This window comes from Amycolatopsis sp. NPDC003731 (assembly GCF_053586895.1).
On sequence record NZ_JBSFNC010000010.1, the window covers coordinates 112,099 to 118,261 of the forward strand.

5 protein-coding genes and 1 pseudogene are annotated in these 6,163 nt (G+C 70.8%); 1 reads left to right on the top strand and 5 read right to left on the bottom strand.

Translation table 11 applies throughout. The annotated features are described in order from the left end of the window. Positions 1 to 93: 93 nt before the first annotated feature. Entirely contained in the window at positions 94 to 909 is an 816-nt protein-coding gene (gene tsf, locus ACWDN5_RS06915) for a translation elongation factor Ts (protein WP_310974433.1), read from the bottom strand. Between the two features lie 90 nt (positions 910 to 999). After that, positions 1,000 to 1,860: a 30S ribosomal protein S2 gene (rpsB, locus tag ACWDN5_RS06920; RefSeq protein WP_449675088.1), complete on the bottom strand. Its 861-nt coding sequence runs from the start codon at positions 1,858 to 1,860 to the stop codon at positions 1,000 to 1,002. Positions 1,861 to 3,079: 1,219 nt separating this feature from the next. Here rpsB and ACWDN5_RS06925 point away from each other — a divergent pair. Continuing rightward, complete coding sequence (locus tag ACWDN5_RS06925) at positions 3,080 to 3,556, top strand: M23 family metallopeptidase (RefSeq protein ID WP_449675094.1); 477 nt, start codon at positions 3,080 to 3,082, stop codon at positions 3,554 to 3,556. On the opposite strand, the gene ACWDN5_RS06930 is transcribed toward ACWDN5_RS06925, so the two are convergent. The 3 genes and pseudogenes from ACWDN5_RS06930 to ACWDN5_RS06940 all read right to left on the bottom strand — a co-directional run. Next, positions 3,557 to 4,405 carry a FliA/WhiG family RNA polymerase sigma factor gene (locus ACWDN5_RS06930; protein WP_086845360.1) on the bottom strand — a complete coding sequence of 283 codons (849 nt, stop codon included), beginning with the start codon at positions 4,403 to 4,405 and terminating at the stop codon, positions 3,557 to 3,559. A 109-nt stretch (positions 4,406 to 4,514) separates the two neighbouring features. Then, entirely contained in the window at positions 4,515 to 5,495 is a 981-nt protein-coding gene (locus tag ACWDN5_RS06935) for a tyrosine recombinase XerC (RefSeq protein WP_449675096.1), read from the bottom strand. A 103-nt stretch (positions 5,496 to 5,598) separates the two neighbouring features. Continuing rightward, positions 5,599 to 6,075, bottom strand: a pseudogene (locus ACWDN5_RS06940) (DNA-processing protein DprA); the annotation flags it as partial. Between the last annotated feature and the right edge of the window lie 88 nt (positions 6,076 to 6,163).

The following is a 6,163-nucleotide window of genomic DNA, read 5'->3' on the forward strand; positions in this document are numbered from 1 at the left end:
CGACCTGTTTTTGTCATATCCAGACCTGACAGTGCCCCGTCCCCGATTGGACGGAGACGGGGCACTGGGTGAAACCTACGCCCGGACCTGGCCTCAGGCCTGGCCGACCTCGAAGCGCGCGAACTTGGTCAGCGTCACGCCGGCCTCGTCCAGCAGGGCCTTCACGGTCTTCTTGTTGTCCTTGACCGACGGCTGCTCGAGCAGCACGTTGTCCTTGTAGTAGGCGTTGACCTTGCCCTCGATGATCTTCGGCATGGCCTGCTCCGGCTTGCCTTCCTCACGAGCGGTCTGCTCGGCGATGCGGCGCTCGTTCTCGACGATGTCGGCCGGCACCTCGTCGCGGGTCAGGTACTTCGCGCGCAGCGCGGCGACCTGCATGGCAGCCCCGCGGGCGGCCTCGGCGTCGTCACCGGTGAACTCGACGAGCACACCGACGGCCGGCGGCAGGTCGGAGCCGCGGCGGTGCAGGTAGGTCGCGGTCTGGCCCTCGAAGGCCACGACGCGGCGCAGTTCGAGCTTCTCGCCGATGCGGGCGGACAGCTCCTGGACGACCTCGTTGACGGTCTTGCCGTCGAGCTCGGCACCCTTGAGCGCCTCGACGTCGGAGGTCTTGAGCGACTTCGCGACCTCGACGATCTTCGCGGCGAGCGCCTGGAAGTCGGCGTTCTTCGCGACGAAGTCGGTCTCGGAGTCGAGCTCGATGAGGACGCCGCCGTCGCCGGTGACCAGGCCCTCGGCGGTGGCGCGCTCGGCGCGCTTGCCGACGTCCTTGGCGCCCTTGATCCGCAGGAACTCGACGGCCTTGTCGAAGTCGCCGCCGTTCTCCTCGAGGGCCTTCTTGCAGTCCATCATGCCGGCGCCGGTCATCTCGCGCAGGCGCTTCACGTCAGCGGCGGTGTAGTTCGCCATTCTGGTAAATCCGTCCTTTGCAGGAAATCTGTGGGTTGCTACACCCGTGCGGCCGGGCCCCGGGGGCGCGGCCGCACGGGCGGTGGAGCATCAGGAGGAGGCGGTCGCCTGCTCGGTGGCAGCCTCGGTCGCGGCAGCGGCCTCGTTCGCGTCGGCGGCGGCGGTCTCGGAGCCGGCGAGCAGCTCCTTCTCCCACTCGGCCAGCGGCTCGTCGGAGGCGACGCCCGGCTCCGGCTTCGCGTCGGCGGACGCACCGTTGCGGCTGGAGCGCGCCATCAGACCGGCGGCCGCGGCCTCGGCGACGACCTTGGTCAGCAGCGCGGCGGACCGGATCGCGTCGTCGTTGCCCGGGATCGGGTAGTCGACCTCGTCCGGGTCGCAGTTGGTGTCCAGGATCGCGACGACCGGGATGTTCAGCTTCCGAGCCTCGCCGACGGCGATGTGCTCCTTCTTGGTGTCGACGATCCACACCGCGCTCGGCACCTTGGCCATGTCGCGGATACCGCCGAGGGTCTTCTCGAGCTTTTCCTTCTCGCGGGTCAGCGTCAGGATCTCGCGCTTGGTGAGGCCGGTGAAGCCACCGGTCTGCTCCTGGGCCTCGAGCTCCTTGAGGCGGAGGAGGCGCTTGTGCACGGTCTGGAAGTTGGTCAGCATGCCGCCGAGCCAGCGCTGGTTGACGTAGGGCATGCCCACGCGCGCGGCCTCGTTGGCGATGGCTTCCTGAGCCTGCTTCTTGGTGCCGACGAACATGATGGTGCCGCCGTGCGCGACGGTTTCCTTGATGAACTCGTACGCACGGTCGATGTAGGTCAGCGTCTGCTGCAGGTCGATGATGTAGATGCCGTTGCGCTCGGTGAAGATGTAGCGCTTCATCTTCGGGTTCCACCGGCGGGTCTGGTGCCCGAAGTGCACGCCGCTGTCGAGCAGCTGCTTCATGGTGACGACGGCCATTGCCGGAATCACACCTCTTCTGTGTAGTGCGCGCCTTGCTTCCGCTGGACGCGCTGCTCGGTTTGTCGCTCCCGGCCGGGTGGCCGTTCGCCCTGGTGCCCGCGCCGGCGTCCGGACCCCGGGAGTGGAGGACCCCCGAGGACCGCCGGACCCCGTGCGCTCCCTCGGCTGTTTCCAGAAGGGGGAACGCGCACGTGCACGCGAAGTCAGCCCGCTGAAACGGACTGCGCAGAAGATTCTACCCCCTCCCACCACCCCCGCCCCCACCGGCGGCCGCTGCACGACCCGGTTGTCCACATCGGGTCCGGTTATCCACAGATTCGGCTCGCGCCCCCCACCGCGCGCCCGAGTGCCGCACGCTGGAGCCATGGAGTCGATCATGCAGGTCCGGCGGTGTCCGCCGGGGTGGTTCTTGGGCGCGTTTACCCTGGTGATGGCGGTTTTGGGAGGGCTGTTCGTCGGCGGAGAGGTGGGTGTCCGGGCGCCGGGAGCGGCGGCTTCGGGAGGTGAGGTGACAGCATCGGCGACGCTGGGGATAGAGGCGGCCGGTGTGGGCCGATCCCGGCCGCAGCGCGCGGTGGCGGAGCCGTGGACGAGCGGCCTGGCGCCACCCTCAGGCGCCCTGCCCGCCAAGTCGACACCCTCACCGCCGGGCGCCCAGCTCGCCGAGGAGGAATCGCGCACCAGCGGCCTGGCATCACAACCGCCCGACGCCCACCTCACCGCGGCGGCACCACACACGACCGGCCCGGATCCACTGGCGCCCGATGCCCGACTCACCGCGGCGGCACCACGCACGACCGGCCCGGAACCGCTGGCTCTCGATGCCCGACTCACCGCGGCACGAACGAGCCACCTGGCACCACTGGCGCCCAGCGCCCGACTCACCGCGGCGCGAACCAGCCACCTGGAACCACGACCGCCTGGCACCCGACTCGCCGCGGCGGCACCCCGGACCAGCCTCATGCCACCACCGCGCCCGGGCGGCCGACTGGGCATGGCAGCCCCGGCCAAGCTTGGGACGGGTCGGCTCGCCAGACCGGCCACGGTCCAGGCGAGCGACCTCACTCCACCTGCAGCAGAACCGGACGGATGGCCAACGGGAACGGCACCTCCCGGCGCAGATCGGCCGGCAAGCACCGCGCGCCCCTCTCCAGCGGCGCGCGCAGCTGCCCCTGCGGCCGTGCGGGACCCGGCCGTGCCGTGGGCGATCGCGCTCATGGCCGTCCCGCCGCCGTCGGTCGCGACCGGTCGTGCTCTCACCGCGCGACAACCGCGGCTCTCGTGGCCCCTGTCACCCGTTCCGGTGATCACCAAGTACTTCGACGCACCCGAAACGCCCTTCGGCCCAGGACATCGCGGAATCGACCTGGCCGCCGTACCCGGACAAGACGTGCTGGCCGCCGACCAAGGCGTCGTCGTCTTCGCCGGCCTGGTGGGCGGGCGGCCCGTGCTGTCCGTCGATCACGACGGCGGCCTGCGCACCACCTACGAGCCCGTCGTGTCGAAAGTGGCCGTGGGTGACCAGGTCTACCGCGGCCAGGTGCTCGGCACCGTCCTCGCCGGGCATCCCGGCTGCGCGGTGGCCGCGTGCCTGCACTGGGGCGTCCGGCGGGGCGAGGAATACATCGATCCCCTCGCGCTGACCGGCGAGGTGGGCGAATACCGGCTCAAGCCGTGGGGAGGTGATCGGTGATCAGCTGCCGGTCTGCTCGACCAGCTTGGCGCGCAGCCGCATGACCGCCCGCGTGTGCAGCTGGCTCACCCGCGACTCCGTGACGCCGAGGACCTTGCCGATCTCGGCGAGGGTCAGGCTCTCGAAGTAATAGAGGCTGACCACGATCTTGTCCCGCTCGGTGAGCTGCGCGATCGCCTGGGCGAGCTGACGGCGGTTGTCCTGGTCGACGAGCACCGCGACCGGGTCGACGGCGTCGTCGTCGGGCAGCGTGTCGACCAGCGAGCCGCTGTCCTTGCCGGCGGCCACCAGGTCCTCCAGCGCGACGACGCTGGTGAGCTGCAGCTGGCCGTAGAAGTCGCGCAGGTCGTCGAGGCCGATGCCGAGTTCGGCGGCGAGCTCCGCGTCGGTCGGCGTGCGGTGCAGGCGAGCGCCGAGGCGTTCCATCGCGCGCTCGGCCTCCTTGGCCTTGCTGCGCACCGCACGCGGCACCCAGTCCTGGGAACGGAGGTCGTCGAGGATCGCGCCGCGGATGCGCTGCATCGCGTACGTCTCGAAGCGCAGGCCGCGCTCGGGGTCGAACTTCTCGATCGCGTCGACGAGCCCGAAGATGCCCGACTGGACGAGATCTCCGACGTCGATGTGGGTGGGCAGCCCGGTGCCGACCCGGCCGGCGACGTACTTGACGAGCGGGGCGTAGTGCAGCACGAGCCGATCGCGCGACGCCTGGTCCGGGCTGTCGGCGAACTGCTGCCACAGAGCCGCGATCCCGGCGTCGACGTCGTAGCCGGCCCGGGTCTCCGCGGGCGCGGCAGCCTCACCGTGAGTGGTCACTCCGGCGGCTTCGGTCACGTGCGGGCCTGCGGTCATTGCACAGTCGTTCTCGGCATGCGGCTCAGTGTCGTCTCCGTGCTCGTGCGGATGCGCGTGCGCCGCCGGGCCCGCTGGTGACGACCCCGGCGAGCCTCCCCGGACCGCCTCAGGCCCTGGGATGCGCTCGGTCATGGATCGCTTTCAACCGGTCGACGGTCACATGAGTGTAGAGCTGCGTCGTGGCAAGCGTAGCGTGACCAAGCAGTTCCTGAACGCTCCTGAGATCGGCACCCCCTTCGAGCAGATGTGTCGCGGCGGAATGCCGCAGGCCGTGGGGCCCCATGTCGAGTGCTCCGGGCACCGCCGTGACGGCGTCGTGCACGACGCGCCGCACCGCCCGCGGGTCGACGCGTTTGCCCCGGACACCCAGGAAAAGCGCGGGCTCGGCGCTCTCACCACTGCTTTCGGCGATGATCTTCGGCCGCCCCTCGTCGATCCAGTCCGTGAGCGCCTCCGCTGCCGGAACGCCGAACGGGACGACGCGTTCCTTGCCACCCTTCCCCAGCACCGTCACGACACGACGGGAGAAGTCGGCCCCGCCGACGTCCAGTCCGCACAACTCGGACACGCGGATGCCGGTGGCGTAGAGCAGCTCGACGATCGCGCGATCACGCAGGGCGACCGGATCGCGCTGCGCCGCCCCGGCGGCCGACGCCTGCATGACCTCTCCCGCCTGTCCGGCACGCAGCACTCCCGGCAGGGTCCGGTGCGCCCGCGGCGCCGCGAGCCGCCCGCCCGGGTCGGTGGCCAGGACGCCGGTCCGGTGCGCCCAGGCGGTGAACGTCCGGGCCGACGCCGCCCGCCGGGCGAGCGTCGTCCGGCCGGCCCCGCCGGATTGCTGGGCAGCGAGCCACGCGCGCAGCCGCGCAAGGTCCAGCTCCGCGACGTCACCGCCACCGTCCACGACGAACCCCAGCAGTGACACCGCATCGCCGACGTACGCCCGGACAGTGTGCGTGGACAGGCCGCGTTCGAGCCCCAGGTGCCGTTCGTAGGAGGTGACGACGGCTCGAACGGGCTCGGGCAGGGCGGCCCGGAGCGCGCGCAGATCGGGACGGCGGGCCCGGCCGGAGCGTGGTGGCGGCATGGATGTCACGCTGCGCGAACAACCGCCTTCGGTCAAGGATCGCCACGCGGCCCCACCGGACCGGCCGAACGACGTCGACGATTTCGCCCGGATTTCGTCGTCGTCATGCGCTTTCCTTCCGTCGTCGCCAGCCGGACTCCCCGCGGACGGCGAATCCGTCGATCTCCAGCTCGGGAAGCAGCGCCCGCACCCGCCGCAACGGGAGCCCGGATTCGGCCGCGACCTCGGCATCGGACCGGTCGGCGCGCACGACCAGTGCTTCGAAGGCGCGCAATGCCTCCGGCCCCAGCCGGTCAGTGCGCCGTCTCGGCCGGCCCGCGACGGGCTCCTCGGCGATGCCGAAGTGTCCGACGGTCTCGAGCACTTCGTCGACGGTCGAGACCAGCGTCGCTTTGGCCTCGCGGATCAGTTCGTGACAGCCGACGGACATCCCCGACGACACCGGTCCCGGCAACGCCATCACCACCTTGCCGAAGGCGCCGGCGGTGCCGGCAGTGTTGCGGGCCCCGCTGCGCCGCCCCGCCTCGACCACCAAGGTGCCCTCGGTGAGGGCGGCGATGAGCCGGTTGCGGACGAGGAAGCTTCTCTGCACTAAGCAACGCGACACGCCGCGTCGAGCGGCCGTTTGTGGGCATCATGGCGGAGTTGGTCAAGTGTCAGAAAGTAAG